This is a genomic window from Duganella flavida (assembly GCF_009857445.1).
Lineage (GTDB): Bacteria > Pseudomonadota > Gammaproteobacteria > Burkholderiales > Burkholderiaceae_D > Rugamonas > Rugamonas flavida.
In genome coordinates this window covers 133,649-149,066 of record NZ_WWCN01000004.1, presented here as the reverse complement: position 1 = coordinate 149,066, position 15,418 = coordinate 133,649, and the positions used below count along the sequence as shown (strand labels likewise).

The window sequence follows — 15,418 nt, the reverse complement described above, 5'->3', positions numbered from 1 at the left end:
CCCGTTCAGGCGGCGCGCGCCATCGATGGGTTGCTCTCTTCGACCATGCCCTTGAGTTTCTGGCTGGCGTGGAAAGTCACGACGCGGCGCGCCGTGATCGGGATTTCCTCGCCGGTCTTCGGATTGCGGCCCGGCCGCTGCGGCTTGTCGCGCAGCTGGAAGTTACCGAAACCGGACAGCTTGACGGCCTCGCCGCGCTCAAGCGCGTTGCGGATCTCGTCAAAGAAAGTCTCTACCATGTCCTTGGCCTCACGCTTGTTCAGGCCGACTTGCTCGAACAACAGTTCGGCCAGCTCCGCCTTGGTCAGCGTAGGCAAATCTTTTTCCGCATCCTGGCGCACCTTGGCAACCTGCATGGCCCGGTGCAAATCGGCAGCCAATGCGGATTGGAGTACGGCGGAATCAACGTCGTTATTATTAATTTTCCAGCCCTGCCTTATAGTAAAAATGAACAAGTCCGGCACAAGCCGGACTCCCGAATGGTCAAAAAATAAACGCTTTAGGTACGCAGGCGCGCGCCGTGATTTTGCTTGACGGCGTCACCGGCGGCAGCCATCACGGCCTCCACCACATCGTCTTGCAGCGTGTTTTGAGTATCTTGCAAGCTAAAGCGGAAAGCAAGCGATTTTTCGTCTGCCTCTAAACCTTTACCACGATATTCATCAAACAAAACAATGGCTTGCACAATTTTTCCTTGCGGAATTGCTTGCACAGCGGCATCAAACGCGTCCAGCAGCGTCTGCGCCGGCACATCTTGCTTGACGACGACTGCCAGGTCACGGGTGGCGCCCGGGAACTTGGAAATCTCATCATATTTTGGCACAGGTCGTTGCTGCAAGGCAATCGCCTCGACTTCAAACACCACCGGGGCGTTTGGCAGCTCGTATTTCTGCAGCCAGCGCGGGTGCAGCTCACCGATGAAGCCGATGACTTTACCGTCCAGCAGCACGTGGGCCGAGCGTCCCGGGTGCAGCGCCGGGTGTTCCGCTTTCACGAAACGCAGCTGTACTGGGGCGAACAGGTGCTCCAGGTCGGCCTTGACGTCGAAGAAGTCGACGGCGCGGGTGTCCTGGCCCCACTGCTCGTCCGCCACCGGACCATAAGCGATACCGGCCACGCGTTTCGGCTGGTGATAGCCAGCCACAGTCAGCGGACCGTCGGCCACGCTGTCGTCGCGCTGGTAGATGGCGCCGATTTCAAACGCGCGCACGCGGTTGGTTTTGCGGTTCAGGTTGTAGCGCACGTTGGCAACCAGGCTGCCGACCAGGCTCGAACGCATCACGCTCAGCTGGCTGGCGATCGGGTTTTGCAGCTTGATCGGGTTGGCGTTGCCGCCGAAGTCCTGCTCCCACGCGGCTTCCACGAAGCTCATGTTGACCACTTCCTGGTAACCGAGGTCGGCCAGTTGGTGGCGCACCGCGAACAGCGAGCGGGTGTTTTCCGGCGCGATGATCATGGTGTTGGCTGCTACCGGCGCCACGGTCGGGATGTTCTCGAAGCCGTAGACACGCGCCACTTCCTCGATCAGGTCTTCTTCGATTTCGATGTCGAAGCGGTACGATGGAGCGGTCACCGAGAACACGCCATCCGTCAGCGAGAACGGCAGCGCCAGGCGGGTGAAGATGTCAGCGATGACTTTGTCGTCCAGCGCCACGCCGATGACCTTCTGCGCGCGCGCGGTGCGCATTTGCACTGGCTCACGTTTTGGCACGTTGACGATCTGGTCGTCCACCGGGCCCACCTGGGTGGTGGTGGTGCCGCAGATTTCGATCAGCAGCGAGGTGATGCGCTCGATGTGCTCAACCGTGGTGGCATAGTCCACGCCACGTTCGAAGCGGTGCGCTGCGTCGGTCGAGAAATTGTACTTGCGGGCGCGGCCCTGGATCGCGTTCGGCCACCAGAAAGCAGCTTCCAGATAAATCGATTCGGTCTCCAGCGACACGGCGGTGGCGTCGCCGCCCATGATGCCGGCCAGCGATTCGATTTCTTTCTCGTCGGCGATCACACCGACCCACTCATCGATCTCGATGGTGTTACCGTTCAGCAGCTTGAGCGATTCGCCCTTGCGGCCCCAGCGCACATCGAGGCCGCCGTGGATCTTGGCCAGGTCGAACACGTGGGTCGGACGGCCCAGTTCCAGCATCACGTAGTTGGAGATGTCCACCAGCGCCGATACCGAACGCTGGCCGCTGCGCTCAAGGCGCTGCTTCATCCAGTCCGGGGTGACGGCTTTGGCGTTCAGGTTGCGGATCACGCGGCCCGAGAAACGGCCGCACAGGTCCGGCGCCGAAATTTTCACCGGCAGTTTTTCCGCGCTGTTGACGGTCGCTGCGCGGAACGATGGCGCAGTCAGCGCCACACCGGTCAGGGCCGATACTTCACGCGCCACGCCCAGCACCGACAGGCAGTCCGCCTTGTTCGGCGTCAGCTTGATGGTGAATTTCAGGTCGTTCAGTGCGTAGTAATCGCGGAAGTTCTGGCCGACTGGTGCGTCGTCCGGCAGTTCCAGCAGGCCGCTGCCCTCTTCCGACAATTTCAGTTCCTTGGCCGAGCACAGCATGCCTTGCGACTCAACGCCGCGCAGCTGGCCTACCTTGATTTCAAACGGCTTGCCATCGGCGCCCGGTGGCAGCACGGCGCCAGCCATGGCGCATACCACTTTCAGGCCCGGGCGCACGTTCGGCGCGCCGCAGACGATGTTCAGCAAGGTGCCGGTGCCGACGTCGACCTGGCAGACGTTCAGGCGGTCAGCATTCGGGTGCTTGGCCATGTCGCGCACGTGGCCAACGACCACGTTGGAGAACGGCGGCGCGACCGCTTCTACTTCTTCCACTTCCAGGCCGGACATCGTCAACAGATGGGCCAGTTCGTCCGAAGTCATCTTCGGATCGACCATGGTACGGAGCCAGTTTTCGGAGAATTGCATATTCGTTCGAGCTTTCTTTTTATCGTGTCCGTATTAGTTGAACTGCTTCAGGAAACGCAGGTCGCCTTCGTAGAACAGGCGCAAGTCGTTGATCCCGTAGCGCAGCATGGTCAGACGCTCAAGGCCGGAGCCGAACGCGAAACCAATATACTTCTCCGGATCCAGGCCGAAATTGCGCACCACCGACGGGTGCACCTGGCCCGAGCCGGAGACTTCCAGCCAGCGGCCTTTCAGCGGACCGCTACCAAACGCGATGTCGATCTCGGCCGACGGTTCGGTGAACGGGAAGTACGACGGACGGAAGCGCACTTGCAAATCGTCGGTCTCGAAGAAGGCCTTGACGAAGTTCAGGTACACGCCCTTGAGGTCAGCAAAGCTGATGTTCTCGGCGATCCACAGGCCTTCCACTTGGTGGAACATCGGCGAGTGGGTGGCGTCGCTGTCGACGCGGTAGGTGCGGCCCGGCGCGATCACCTTGATCGGCGGTTTATTGTTGCGCGCATAACGCACCTGCATCGGCGAGGTGTGGGTGCGCAGCAGCAGCGGCTTGCCCTGGGTGTCGTTGCCTTCGATGTAGAAGGTGTCCTGCATCGAACGCGCAGGATGGTTTTCCGGGCTGTTCAGCGCGGTAAAGTTGGTCCAGTCATTTTCGATTTCCGGGCCGTCGGCCACGTCGAAACCGATCGAGCGGAAGATTTCTTCCACACGTTCCCAGGTACGCATCACCGGGTGAATGCCACCGCCGGCGCGGCCGCGGCCAGGCAGCGAGACGTCAATTGCCTCGGCATTCAAACGGGCTTGCAGCTGCGCCTCGGCCAGTGCATCACGGCGCGCGGTCAGCGCGGCTTCGATCTGCTGCTTGGCGGCGTTGATCAGCGCGCCCTGCGCCTTCTTGGCGTCCGGGTCGAGCTTGCCCAAGCCCTTCATCAATTCGGTAATCTGGCCAGTTTTGCCCAGGTATTTGGCTTTGGCATTTTCCAGTGCGGCGGCGTCGTCTTTGGCCGCGTCGAAATCCTGCACTGCTGAAGCGACGAGTTGTTCCAGGGAGTCCATGCGTTTTTCTTATCCTTGAATCAAAAAACGGGGCACAGGTTTGACCCTTGCCCCGTTCTTTTGCGTAAATCCGCGCTTAAAAATTAAGCAGCGATTTTAGCTTTAACGACGTTGACAATCGCAGCGAAGGCTGGCTTGTCCATAACAGCCATATCGGCCAGAACTTTACGGTCCAGTTCGATAGCAGCTTTCTTCAGACCGTTCATGAATACACTGTAGGTAACGCCGTGCTCACGGGAAGCAGCGTTAATACGAGCGATCCACAGGCGGCGGAAGACGCGCTTCTTGTTACGACGGTCACGGTATGCGTACTGGCCAGCGCGCATCACTGCTTGCTTGGCAATACGGTATACCTTGCTACGACGACCGCGGTAGCCTTTGGCAAGATTCAGTACTTTTTTATGACGGGCACGCGCAGTAACCCCACGTTTTACTCGAGGCATATTAGCTCCTTAGATGAGTGTGAGATTAAGCGGATGGCATCATAGCGTAGACGCGCTGGACGTCGGACGCATTGATGTTACGGGTGCCGCGCAGTTGACGCTTGTTCTTAGTCGTCTTCTTGGTCAGGATGTGGCGTTTGAAAGCCATACCCGATTTAACGGTACCACCTGGACGCACGCGAAAACGTTTTTTCGCAGAGCTCTTGGTTTTCATTTTTGGCATAGATATTCTGCCCTCTCGGACAGCTCCTATTAAACAGGATTACAGGTGGCAACACTACGTCGCTCTTAGATGCCTGCTCTCACTTGTTTGTGCAGCGGATGCGAGTCCACTACATTTACTACCGCCGAACATTATAGCCTAGAAAAAAGAAAAAAGGACACAAACGTGTCCTTTTTTTGGATCCCCGCCTGCGCGGGGATGACCTGCGGTCACTTTTTCTTCTTCGGCGCCAGCACCATAATCATCTGGCGGCCTTCCATTTTCGGGAATTGCTCAACCTGGCCATGCGGCTCCAGGTCGGCTTTCAGGCGTTCCAGCATGCGGAAACCAATATCTTGGTGCGCCATCTCGCGGCCACGGAAGCGCAGGGTGATTTTGGTCTTATCACCCTCTTCCAGGAACTTGATCAGGTTACGCAGCTTGATATTGTAGTCGCCATCATCGGTGCCCGGACGGAATTTGACTTCCTTCACGGCGATGATTTTCTGCTTCAATTTCGCTTCGTGAGCCTTTTTCTGCTCCGAATACTTGAATTTGCCGTAGTCCATCAGACGGCAGACCGGTGGGACCGCGGTAGGCGCGATCTCGACCAGGTCGACGTCTGCCGCTTCCGCCAGGCGGAAGGCTTCGGCCAAACTCACGATACCGAGAGGCTCGTTATCGACCCCACTTAAACGCATTTCAGGGGCAGTGATTTCGCCATTGATGCGATGCGACTTGTCAGTAGCTATGGTGATTCCTTTTAAAATCTAATGAATTGCCAGTGCGCTTAGGCTTTGGTGGCGACGTCTTGTTGCAGTCGCTCTATCAGGGCATCGATGGACATGACGCCCAAATCGACATTGCCCCGTGCCCGCACGGCGACGGTGTTGGCATCCCGCTCTTTGTCACCTACAACTAAGATGTAAGGCAGTTTTTGGACGGAATGTTCGCGTATTTTATAGTTTATTTTCTCGTTGCGCAAATCGGTTTGTACGCGGAAGCCGCAGCGGCGCAGCTTTTCAGCCACTTGCTGCACATATTCAGCCTGCGCATCCGAAATGTTCAGCACCGATACCTGCACTGGCGCCAGCCATGCCGGCAGCGCGCCAGCATAGTTTTCGATCAGGATGCCAATGAAGCGCTCCATCGAACCAACGATTGCACGGTGCAGCATGACTGGCACCTTGCGGCTATTGTCCGCAGCCACGTACTCGGCACCCAGGCGCTCCGGCATGAAGAAGTCAACCTGCATGGTGCCGACCTGCCATGGACGGCCCAGCGAATCCTTTAGGTGGTACTCGATCTTCGGACCGTAGAACGCGCCCTCACCCGGCAGCTCGGTCCAGGTCACACCACAGGCGCGCAGGCCGGAGCGCAGCGCCTCCTCGGCCTCATCCCAGACCGCATCGGTGCCGATGCGGTTATCCGGGCGCAGCGCCAGCTTGACGTCGATATTATTGAAGTGGAAATCCTTATAGACTTCCATGGCTTGCGTATGGAAGGACACCACTTCCGGCTCGATCTGTTCTTCGGTACAGAAGATGTGACCATCATCCTGGGTAAAGCCGCGCACGCGCATGATGCCGTGCAGCGCGCCCGACGGTTCGTTGCGGTGGCACTGGCCGAACTCACCGTAGCGCAGCGGCAGGTCGCGGTAAGAACGCATATTGCTGTTGAAGATCTGCACGTGGCCCGGGCAGTTCATCGGCTTCAGCGCGTACGAACGGTTTTCCGATTCGGTCACGAACATGTTTTCGCGGTAGTTGTCCCAGTGGCCGGTTTTACCCCACAGGCTGGCGTCCAGAATCTGTGGCGCTTTGACTTCCTGGTAGCCATTGACCTGATACTTGTTGCGCATGTACTGCTCCACTTGCTGCCAGATGGTCCAGCCTTTCGGGTGCCAGAACACCAGGCCCGGCGCTTCATCCTGGAAGTGGAAGAAGTCCAGCTGCTTGCCCAGCTTGCGGTGGTCGCGCTTTTCCGCTTCTTCCAGCTGGAACAGATACTGTTCTTGATCTTCTTTTTTTGCCCAAGCGGTGCCGTACACGCGTTGCAGCATTTCGTTCTTGCTGTCGCCGCGCCAGTAAGCGCCGGCCAGCTTCATCAGCTTGAACACTTTCAGCTTGCCGGTCGATGGCACGTGCGGGCCGCGGCACAGGTCGGTGAAGCTGCCTTCGCTGTACAGCGAAACGTCTTGATCAGCAGGGATCGATGCGATGATCTCGGCCTTGTAGGCTTCGCCGATCGATTTGAAGTACGCCACAGCTTCATCGCGCGGCAGCACTTTGCGGGTGACTGGCTCGTCTTTTTTCGCCAGCTCGCCCATTTTTTTTTCGATGGCGACCAAGTCATCAGGCGTGAACGGACGCTTGTACGAGAAGTCATAGTAGAAACCGTTGTCGATCACAGGACCGATGGTCACTTGCGCATCAGGGAACAACTCCTTGACGGCATAAGCCAGCAAGTGGGCGGTCGAGTGACGAATCACGTCCAGACCTTCCGGGTCTTTATCGGTCACGATAGCCAGATCGACGTTTTTCTCGATCAGGAAAGAGGTATCCACCACTTTGCCATCGACTTTACCAGCCAGCGCGGCCTTGCCGAGGCTGGTTGCAATGCTGGACGCCACTTGGGCCACGGTGACCGGGCCGTCGAATTCGCGGGCGGAACCATCAGGAAGGCGAACTGAAATCATTGTGATCTCCGGTGATCTAAAAAGAAGGGTGTTAAAAATTGGGACGAAAAAAAACGCGGGCTAGCCGCGTTTTCTCTTTTTTCAAGCAAAAGAATCCCGTTAACTAGCGTCACTCCCAAAGCTTGGTAGTAGTTCGCGGTGTCATAACCGTGATTGCCTTTCTCGCTCTTACATGTGTTCTGGTGGGCGGTGAGGAATTCGAATCCCCGACCCCTTGGATGTCGACCAAGTATTCTAACCAGCTGAACTAACCGCCCGTTGACCTTCTCTATTTTACTGCTTATTTACTGCTAACCTACGTATTCTGGTGGGCGGTGAGGAATTCGAATCCCCGACCCCTTGGATGTCGACCAAGTATTCTAACCAGCTGAACTAACCGCCCGAAGACCAGCATTATAGAGAGCGATCCGAAGAAAAACAAGGGTCATCATAGGAAACATTTCTTTTTCTCCTATGAGAAGTACAAAGCAGGCGTTTCTGGCTTGCATTAAACTGTTGCCTATCCCATTCAATAAGCCACCTATGCAAGCCCACACCTCGCCTTCCGCCCACCTGCACGAACATCGTGATGGTGACGCCCACTACAAACACTACACCGTGCAGCGCAGCCAGTCCGTGCTGGCCTGGTCGCTGGTGCTGACACTGGGCTTTGCAGTAGTGGAAGTGGTGACTGGCTTCATGTCCAATTCGCTGGCGCTGATTTCCGATGCGGGCCATATGGTGACTGATGCAGCGGCACTGGGCCTGGCCTTGCTGGCGCAACTGATCGCCAAGCGCCCTCCTTCCGCGCGCCACTCGTTCGGCTTCGGCCGCGCAGAAGCGCTGGCAGCGTTTGTGAATAGCCTGGTGCTGCTGGTATTGGTCAGCTGGATCGGCTACGAAGCCATCAGCCGCTTTTCGCAGCCAGAGCAAGTGCATGGCGCAACCGTCTTCGTGGTGGCCGGGCTGGGCCTCGTGATTAATCTCGTACTGGCATGGATGCTCTCGCGCGGCGACAGCAATATGAACACCCGGGCCGCGCTGGTAAATGTACTGGGCGATTTACTGGGCTCGGTGGCGGCGTTGGTTTCCGGCGCAGTCATCTACTACACCGGCTGGATGCAGATCGACCCGCTGCTGTCGTTGTTCGTGGCGCTGCTGATTTTGAAGTCCACCGTGAGCGTGCTGCGCGAGTCCTACCATTTCCTGATGGGCGGTGTGCCCGAACAGATCGACTACTTAAAAGTCGGCGCCGACCTTGAGCAACTGGATGGCATCTGCTCCGTGCACGACCTGCACGTGTGGGATATGTCACCGGGCCAGCCGGCCTTGATCGGCCACGTCGAAATCGTCAACCTGGAACGCTGGCCGGAAATCCTGCACAATATCAAAGCCATGCTGCTGGAAAAGCACGGCATTGACCACATCACCCTGCAAGCAGAAGTCGCCCCGCCGGGGGACGCATGATCCGCTTTCTTATTGCGCTCAGCGCGGCATTCGCGCTCAGCCCAGCTTGGGCCTGCTCCTGCATGTCACTGCCTGAAACCGGATTTGTCCACGCCGATCTCAAACGTCTGCCCGCCAATGCACGCGGCACCCTGTTCCTGACCCAAAACGAAAAGCTGCAGCCCTCCGCCTTCCTCATCGTGTCAGATGCCCAGCCGGGACCGCTGAAAGCACAACTTAGCTGGCCCGACCTTGGCGTTAAAGGCAAACCACAGCGCTACTTGGCCCGTGTGGAACCTGTCGGTGGCTTCAAACCGGGGGCGCACTATACGATCCGCTATATGAACAGCAAGGAGCAGTGGCGTTATCCTGCGCAAACTGATTTCTTCATCGATGCCGAACCAATCAAGCTCGATGGCGCCAACCACCAACTGGTACTGGATGGCGCGCCGGCAAGGGAACTGCTGCAACTGGAAACCAACTCTGGCATGTGCTCCAGCCAACAGCCGGCAGTGGTTCAAAACTTCCATTACGAGTTACCCGCCGCCTACCAGCAATACAAATCCGCGATCTACTACCGCAGCGATTTCAACGGCGATCCAGTCCCGCACTACTTCGGCGCGCTCTGCGGCGATCGCGCGTTTGGCGCCACTGCACTGGGCGGCACACGAGAAATCGTCTACAACCGTTGTGAGACGCCTAAAGGACGCGTCAGCATTCAAGGCTGGGCTGGACTGCTGGAGGTGGAAGATCACGCTCGCCCGACCAATATTCTGAATACCGATCTGGGCGCTGCACAAGGTCAATCCTGCACCGCCTTCGGCATCCTGAAGGAAGCGCTGGCCACGCACGACCGGCAGCGCATCAGCAACGCCGCCTGCCACATCAGCGGCGCAGAATATGCCGGCCGCAACTCCGGCCTGCCGGACGACTCGCCAACTGCAGCCGAGATGCTCGATTTTGCCCGCAACAGCGCCGCCACACCACGCGCTTGCGTACTGGCGGCAATGACGACTGTACTCACACATATGCCGGAGCCAGCCGAGCAGCTAGGGCAAGGACTGGGCCAAATCATCGGCAGTGACCTGGCCTCTACAGACGTCGCCAAAGTCGACACGGCCCTGATCGAACTCACGCAATCGGTCGGATATATTTCCATGAACGGTTGGCGGGAAAAGAACGAGGCCCAACAGATTCAGGCCATGCTGGAGCCAACGCTACCCGCACTAGTCAAACTGCTGATGTCCAGCCATACAATGCCGCGCATTGCCCCAAGTCCGGAACATCCCGCGCCCATGATGTCGCTGGGAGAACTGATTGGTCATGCCGGCGACAAAGCTAACCGCTACATTCCCGAGCTGCTGGCGGCAGCAGAATCCTCACCTGCGATATCAGACGACGCGATTATCGCGCTCAGCATGATTGCGCCAAACGATCCGCGCGTGCAAGCTTTACAGCGGACCATCAAGCCACTCACGCTGGACAGCACACAACCTTAACACCACAGTATCACCATGCATAATTTTGAAAAACGCCGCGACCGATACAATGCTTTTGCATCGTTCGAAAAACCACTCGTCAACCTGAGCTTTGAGTTGGAGGTGCCGGAGTTCCGGCCTTACTGCAAACAGCACGGGCTGGCGCCATTCCACTTCTTCCTGTACCACGTACTGCACGCGCTGGAAGGCATCGACAACTTCATGTACCGCGTCCACCAGGGCGAGGTGATCAAGATCCAGGATTTCTGGGCTTCGTACACCGTCATCAACCAGGACCAGAACCTGAACTTTGCACGCTTTGAGATGACGGCCGACTTGAAGGAGTTTGTGGCGCGCAGTGTCGAGGCCAAGAGAGTGGCGGAGGCAAGCACCGGGATCATCAATACCTCGGAAGCTTTGAGCGAGTATGACCAGCGCCGCAACATCCACATCACCTGCATGCCGTGGCTGAAGCTGGCCTCGATCGAGCACCCGATCTACAAGCACAAGGACTACGACATTCCATCCTTGGCATGGGGCCGTTTCAGCGACCAGCGCGACGATAGCAAGCTGGCGATGACGATGTCGGTGCAAGCGCACCATGGCTTCGTGGACGGCTATCACATCCACTTGCTGGCAGAAGCCATCGCCGCGCGCATTGCGCAGACGATGGCGGCATAAACTCCGAAACTCCGGGGTCAGTTCTGCCAATCGCACACGAGCCCATGTACCAATGGCAGAACTGACCCCGGGTTTCAAGCGCGGCGGGCTTCCTGCACGCCGCCGACTTCGGAGATCGCACTCAGCGCCTTGTGCAGCTGCGCTGTGGCGCCGATTTCAGCGGTGAAGGTCATCCGCGCGAAGCCTTTTGCCGACTGGGTGTTGACGCCGATAACGTTGATTTTCTCGCGCGAGAAAATCTCGGAGATATCGCGCAGCAGACCCTGACGGTCGTTTGCCAGAATAAAGATATCGACCGGGTAGACCGTATCCGAACCTGCACGTCCCCACTCCGTGACAATCACCCGCTCCGGCGCTTTGGCGCGCATTTCAGCGAAGTTTTTGCACGTCGCGCGGTGGATCGACACGCCTTTGCCGCGCGTGACAAAACCAACGATGCCATCCGGCGGCGCCGGCTTGCAGCACTTGGCCAGCTGCGTCATCAGGCCATCCGTGCCAACCACCAGCACACCCGACTTGGCACCCTGCTCCACGCTGGATGCGCGGCTCTTGTTGAGGAGAACTTCATCCGCAGGACCGGTCGGCTCGCCGCTGTCATGCAGTGCGTTCTCAATGGCGCGCAGGCTGAACTCATCCTTGCCGACTGACAGGAACAAATCGTCGACCTTGGCGAAGCCCAGCTTGTTGGCCAGCGCTTCCAGGTTGACGGCGGTCTTGCCCTCGCGCTGCAAGGTCTTCTCTACCAGCGCGCGGCCGTGCGACAGGGTTTCCTGCATGTCGATGGCATGGAACCACGCACGAATCTTGGAGCGTGTGCGGGTCGCAACCGTGTACTCATCACTGAGCCAATCGCGCGACGGACCAGCCGTACCCGGCGCGCCTTTGGCGGTGATGATCTCGCAGGTCTGGCCATTTTTCAGCGCCGTATTCAGCGGCACCATTACGCCATCCACGCGCGCACCACGGCAGCGGTGGCCGACGTCACTGTGCAGATGATAGGCAAAGTCCACCGGCGTTGCGCCGACCGGCAATTCGATCACGCGCGCTTGCGGCGTCAGCACAAAGATGCGGTCGTCCAGCGCGGCGGCCTTGAGTTTCTCCACCCACTCGCGCTGCTGTTCTTCCTGTCCGACCACGGCATCCGCCACGTCGGTTTTCCACGCCAGCAGCTGACGCAGCCAGGCGATCTTCTCGTCGTACTGCTGCGCGGTGAAAGTGGAGCCGCCAGTTTCCTTGTAGCGCCAGTGCGCCGCCACGCCGTACTCGGCAAAGCTATGCATTTCCTGGGTGCGGATCTGCACCTCCAGCGGACGGCCATCTTCCGCCGTCACCACCGTGTGCAGCGACTGGTAGCCATTCGGCTTCGGACGCGAGATGTAGTCGTCGAATTCTTTTGGAATCGGGGTCCAGATGTTGTGCACCACGCCCAGCACGGTGTAGCAGGTCTTCACGTCCGCCACGATCACGCGGAACGCGCGTACATCGTACAGATCGGTGAAGTCCAGCTCCTTGCCTTTCATCTTGCCCCAGATGGAGTAGATGTGTTTTGGACGGCCAAACACCTCGGCCTGAATCCCTGCCGACGCCATCTCCGATTGCAGCCGCGCGATCGCGCTGGTGACGAAACCTTCGCGCATCACGCGCTTCTCTTCCAGCATCTTGGCAATGCGCTTGTACGTTTCCGGTTCGATGAAGCGGAACGACAAATCCTCCAGCTCCCACTTCAGCTGCCAGATACCGAGGCGGTTGGCCAGCGGCGCATACAGGTCCAGCGTCTCGCGGCCGTAAGCGGCAGTCATGTCGTTGAACAGCTTGATGTCGGCGAAGTGGCGCAAGGTGGTCACGCACGACGCCAGACGCACCAGCACCACACGCATATCGGAGGCCATCGCCAGCAGCATCTTGCGCAGGGTTTCCACCTGCGCCACCGCCAGTTGCGCGGCATTGCGGCCGCGCCCTGCAACCGGTGCATTTTGCGTCTGGGTCAGTTCACGTAAGCGGATCAGCTGGCGTACACCAGCCACCAGGTCGTTGACACCCTGGCCAAAGCGCGGTTCGATAATCGGCGCCTGCTCGGGATCCAGCAAGGTTAACTCGAACATCAAGCCGGCGATGCGGGTCTCGACGTCGGTGTTCAGCGAGGCCAGCGTGCCAGCCACGCCAATAGCGCAGTCGATCGCCGGTTGGCCGCTGGCGCCCAGCTTGTCCGCGTAGGCGCTGCCGGCAAAGTCCAGCGCTGCCAGCATGCGGGCGCTGTCATCAGGCGACAGGCCCTGCACCAGCTGCTCCGACGTTGCGCTGTTGAGCGCGGTGGTGGAAACCATGGGACTCCTAGCGCTGCGCGGCGATAACGACGATTTCAACCAGTACGCGCGGGTCGTACAGTTTAGCTTCCACCGTGGCGCGCGGCGGCGTGTGGCCTTGCGCCACCCACGCGTCCCACTCCTCGTTCATGCCCGGGAAGTCGGCCATGTCCTTGATGTAGATCTGGCAGCTCAGGATGCAGGTCTTGTCGCTGCCGGACTCACCCAGCAGGCGGTCGATGTGGGCCAGCACTTCGCGCGTCTGGCCGTTAATGTCGAGCGACAGGTCGTCCGGGATCTGGCCGGCCAGATACACGGTGTTGTTGTGGATCGCCACTTCGGACAGGCGTTTGCCCACGTGCAGTCGTTTGATTTCCATACTCTTCTTAACCTAACAGGAATTGCTTTGCTATTGCGATTTGATCGTCGTGAATAAAGGTCGGCGCATGGCCGACGTTCGGGATTTCCACCAGCGTGGCTTTGGGGCCGCGCTCCGTCATCAGCTTGGCCGTTTCCGGCGACAGCAGGTCGGAGTCAGCGCCGCGCACCAGCAGCGTTGGACAAGTGATGGCGTCGTAAGCGGCCCACAGCATGGCCTGGTCGGCGTCGGCCGATTCCGGCGTGGCCGAACGGAACGGCAAGGCCAGACCCATATCGTAGTGGCGCACCCATTTGCCGTCCTTGTCCTGGCGCAGCACATCGGCGGCCAGCTTGTGCCATTCCGCCTCCGTGTGCTCGCCAAACGACAGCGAGACGTCGCGGATGAACTTGGCGCCGGCTTCAAAAGTTTCAAAGCGCAAGTCCTGGCCGATGTAGTCGCCGATGCGTTGCATCGCCATCGGCGCCAGCACCGGACCGATATCGTTGAGCACCAGCTTGCGAATCGGATTGCCCGGCAGCGAGGCCAGACCCATGCCGATCAGCCCGCCCATCGAGGTGCCGAACCAGTCGACCTTCTGACTTTCGGCGTCTGGCAGCACACGCGCCAGCAGAGTTACGATATCGCTGACATACTGCGGAATGCGGTACAGCTGCGGGTTCTTCAGCCAGTCGGAGCGGCCGCGGCCGACGATATCGGGAGCGATCACGCGATAGTCGTTGGCCAAGGCGCGCGCCATGTTGTCAAAGTCGTCCGCCACACGGGTAACGCCGTGAACGCAGACCAGTACATTGGGATTGCTCTCATCGCCCCATTCTTTATAGGACATGCGATGCAGGCCAGCCAGCGACAGGCATTGAACAGACTTTATTTTTGCTTTTAGCATGCGGCTTCCTCAATGGTTTTTATGTAATGATGTTCAGAATGACCATTTTACCGCGTTGTGACAAAATCTTACCGAAGTGTAGCGCAGCGCACTCTTAATCATCAACTCTCCAGAGGACAGAATATGGCAAACAAGACTTTGAGCGCTAAGACCGCGTTAGTTACCGGCTCCACCTCCGGCATCGGCCTGGGCATCGCCCGCTCGCTGGCGGCCGAGGGCGCCAACGTGCTGCTGAACGGCTTTGGCGACAGCCAGGAAATCGCGCAACTGCAGATCGACCTGGCCAAGGAATTCGACGTGCAAGTGGCCTATCACAACGCCGATATGACCAAGCCAGCCGAGATCGAAGCCATGATCCAGTTCGCCGGCGAGAAGTTTGGCGGTGTCGATGTGCTGGTGAATAACGCCGGCATCCAGTACGTCGCCAATGTCGAAGATTTCCCGGTCGAGAAATGGGATGCCATTATTGCCATCAACCTGACCTCGGCCTTCCACACCTCGCGCCTGGTGCTGCCACGTATGCGCGCCAACAACTGGGGCCGCATCATCAACCTGGCGTCGGCGCACGGCCTGGTGGCGTCAGCCGGCAAGTCGGCTTATGTCGCCGCCAAACACGGGCTGGTTGGCCTGACCAAGACCAACGCGCTGGAGACCGCCACCACTGGCATCACCGTCAACGCCATCTGCCCCGGCTTTGTGCTGACGCCGCTGGTGCAAAAGCAGGTGGATGATCGCGCCGCCAAGGACGGCATCAGCAACGAAGCCGCCAAGAAGGCGCTGCTGGCCGACAAGCAGCCGTCGGGCGACTTCGTCACGCCGGAAGAACTGGGCGCGCTGGCGGTGTTCCTGTGCTCGGACGCGGCCAAGCAGGTACGCGGCGTGGCGTGGAATATGGACGGCGGCTGGGTAGCGCAATAAACGCCAGTAAGTACTATCCCTTACCA

At 58.8% G+C, this 15,418-nt stretch carries 14 protein-coding genes and 2 tRNA genes; 4 read left to right on the top strand and 12 right to left on the bottom strand.

The window, feature by feature from the left end; translation table 11 throughout:
• Nucleotides 1-5 precede the first annotated feature (5 nt).
• The 9 genes from GTP46_RS07555 to GTP46_RS07515 all read right to left on the bottom strand — a co-directional run bounded on the left by GTP46_RS07555 (nucleotide 6) and on the right by GTP46_RS07515 (nucleotide 7,704).
• Complete coding sequence (locus GTP46_RS07555) at nucleotides 6-356, bottom strand: integration host factor subunit alpha (protein WP_092271767.1); 351 nt, start codon at nucleotides 354-356, stop codon at nucleotides 6-8.
• A 143-nt stretch (nucleotides 357-499) separates the two neighbouring features.
• Complete coding sequence (pheT, locus tag GTP46_RS07550; RefSeq protein WP_161006007.1) at nucleotides 500-2,926, bottom strand: phenylalanine--tRNA ligase subunit beta; 2,427 nt, start codon at nucleotides 2,924-2,926, stop codon at nucleotides 500-502.
• 33 nt (nucleotides 2,927-2,959) lie between these two features.
• A complete protein-coding gene (gene pheS / locus GTP46_RS07545; RefSeq protein ID WP_161006006.1) occupies nucleotides 2,960-3,979 on the bottom strand; it encodes a phenylalanine--tRNA ligase subunit alpha in 1,020 nt (339 codons plus the stop codon).
• Between the two features lie 83 nt (nucleotides 3,980-4,062).
• Nucleotides 4,063-4,422 carry a 50S ribosomal protein L20 gene (gene rplT / locus GTP46_RS07540; RefSeq protein ID WP_056156032.1) on the bottom strand — a complete coding sequence of 120 codons (360 nt, stop codon included), beginning with the start codon at nucleotides 4,420-4,422 and terminating at the stop codon, nucleotides 4,063-4,065.
• A gap of 25 nt (nucleotides 4,423-4,447) precedes the next feature.
• Entirely contained in the window at nucleotides 4,448-4,645 is a 198-nt protein-coding gene (gene rpmI / locus GTP46_RS07535) for a 50S ribosomal protein L35 (protein ID WP_110849662.1), read from the bottom strand.
• A 209-nt stretch (nucleotides 4,646-4,854) separates the two neighbouring features.
• Entirely contained in the window at nucleotides 4,855-5,325 is a 471-nt protein-coding gene (gene infC / locus GTP46_RS07530) for a translation initiation factor IF-3 (protein WP_202414183.1), read from the bottom strand.
• Nucleotides 5,326-5,414: 89 nt separating this feature from the next.
• Nucleotides 5,415-7,322 (bottom strand): threonine--tRNA ligase, encoded by a 1,908-nt coding sequence (gene thrS, locus GTP46_RS07525; RefSeq protein ID WP_161006005.1) that lies wholly within the window; start codon nucleotides 7,320-7,322, stop codon nucleotides 5,415-5,417.
• 180 nt (nucleotides 7,323-7,502) lie between these two features.
• Nucleotides 7,503-7,579: transfer RNA gene (locus tag GTP46_RS07520), tRNA-Val, on the bottom strand.
• Between the two features lie 48 nt (nucleotides 7,580-7,627).
• Nucleotides 7,628-7,704: transfer RNA gene (locus tag GTP46_RS07515), tRNA-Val, on the bottom strand.
• A gap of 140 nt (nucleotides 7,705-7,844) precedes the next feature.
• On the opposite strand from GTP46_RS07515, the gene GTP46_RS07510 reads away from it, so the two are divergent.
• From GTP46_RS07510 to GTP46_RS07500, 3 genes are read left to right on the top strand one after another with little or no spacing between them, the layout of a single operon-like run.
• Nucleotides 7,845-8,768, top strand: coding sequence for a cation diffusion facilitator family transporter (locus GTP46_RS07510; RefSeq protein WP_161006004.1), 924 nt, complete (start codon nucleotides 7,845-7,847; stop codon nucleotides 8,766-8,768).
• Nucleotides 8,765-10,246, top strand: a complete 1,482-nt coding sequence (locus GTP46_RS07505; RefSeq protein WP_161006003.1) for a hypothetical protein — start codon at nucleotides 8,765-8,767, stop codon at nucleotides 10,244-10,246. Before GTP46_RS07510 ends, GTP46_RS07505 begins: the two co-directional genes overlap by 4 nt.
• Nucleotides 10,247-10,261: 15 nt before the next feature.
• A complete protein-coding gene (locus GTP46_RS07500) occupies nucleotides 10,262-10,906 on the top strand; it encodes a CatA-like O-acetyltransferase (RefSeq protein WP_161006002.1) in 645 nt (214 codons plus the stop codon).
• Between the two features lie 74 nt (nucleotides 10,907-10,980).
• On the opposite strand, the gene GTP46_RS07495 is transcribed toward GTP46_RS07500, so the two are convergent.
• The 3 genes from GTP46_RS07495 to GTP46_RS07485 are packed head-to-tail and all read right to left on the bottom strand — an operon-like array spanning nucleotide 10,981 to nucleotide 14,474.
• Entirely contained in the window at nucleotides 10,981-13,230 is a 2,250-nt protein-coding gene (locus GTP46_RS07495; protein ID WP_161006001.1) for a RelA/SpoT family protein, read from the bottom strand.
• Between the two features lie 7 nt (nucleotides 13,231-13,237).
• A complete protein-coding gene (locus tag GTP46_RS07490; protein WP_161006000.1) occupies nucleotides 13,238-13,588 on the bottom strand; it encodes a RidA family protein in 351 nt (116 codons plus the stop codon).
• 7 nt (nucleotides 13,589-13,595) lie between these two features.
• Nucleotides 13,596-14,474, bottom strand: a complete 879-nt coding sequence (locus GTP46_RS07485) for an alpha/beta fold hydrolase (RefSeq protein WP_161005999.1) — start codon at nucleotides 14,472-14,474, stop codon at nucleotides 13,596-13,598.
• A gap of 123 nt (nucleotides 14,475-14,597) precedes the next feature.
• Here GTP46_RS07485 and GTP46_RS07480 point away from each other — a divergent pair, with 123 nt between their 5' ends.
• Complete coding sequence (locus tag GTP46_RS07480; RefSeq protein ID WP_161005998.1) at nucleotides 14,598-15,392, top strand: 3-hydroxybutyrate dehydrogenase; 795 nt, start codon at nucleotides 14,598-14,600, stop codon at nucleotides 15,390-15,392.
• Nucleotides 15,393-15,418 lie beyond the last annotated feature (26 nt).